The sequence below is a fragment of the Pseudoalteromonas sp. 20-MNA-CIBAN-0454 genome, from assembly GCF_040308685.1.
GTDB lineage: Bacteria > Pseudomonadota > Gammaproteobacteria > Enterobacterales > Alteromonadaceae > Pseudoalteromonas > Pseudoalteromonas nigrifaciens.
Map to the genome: position 1 here is coordinate 1 of NZ_JBEOOB010000098.1, position 631 is coordinate 631.

A 631-nucleotide genomic window follows, 5' to 3' on the forward strand; every position below is an offset into this window, starting at 1 on the left:
TGCCAGCCTGAGCCCGATATCGACAGCTTGTTACCCTGGAATTTTAAAACATAGGTGTAGTTCGCTAGACGCTCACGCATCTGCTGCGGTAGTCGCTGCTGTTTCAGCATGCTTTAGTTACTTCCTTTCTAAACGTATATACGATGAGATTAAGTCGGATGAAACGTTAATAGCAGGACGCTTGCATCAGGTGGGGCTTTCTGAAAAAGCTCATAATGACCCCTTAGTACGCACAGCACTTTTCAATAAATCTGCTCGAAAAGTATTTGTAACAACCGTAAAAGTATATGATCAAGATAATCAGCAAATTCCAGTAACGTGGTCAAACTCAATTTCTAAGGACGGAAATATTGAAGATCCAACTGGGTTGCTTGGAATCGTAAATACAGAGAATCTGTATATTAGGAGAAACGATGGTTCCGAATTTAGAGATGTATCAGTAAAAATTACTCACTCATTTTCCCTTAATGAATTAGTTCTAAAGTTCGATCCTTATCAAGGGTGGTGGCAATAATGCATAACAAGCGTGTTAATTCGACGCATTTACGTTTCGCTATCTAGCGTCAATTAACTTGGCCGGTTCCGCGTCAATTATCTTGGCCGGTTGACACCGAATTTTATTTGCTCTTAT

General features: G+C 40.3%; 1 protein-coding gene. It reads left to right on the forward strand.

Translation table 11 applies throughout. The features are described from left to right. On the forward strand, window positions 1-514 hold a 514-nt coding region (locus AAEZ22_RS18115; RefSeq protein WP_352298371.1), incomplete at its 5' end, for a hypothetical protein. Window positions 515-631 lie beyond the last annotated feature (117 nt).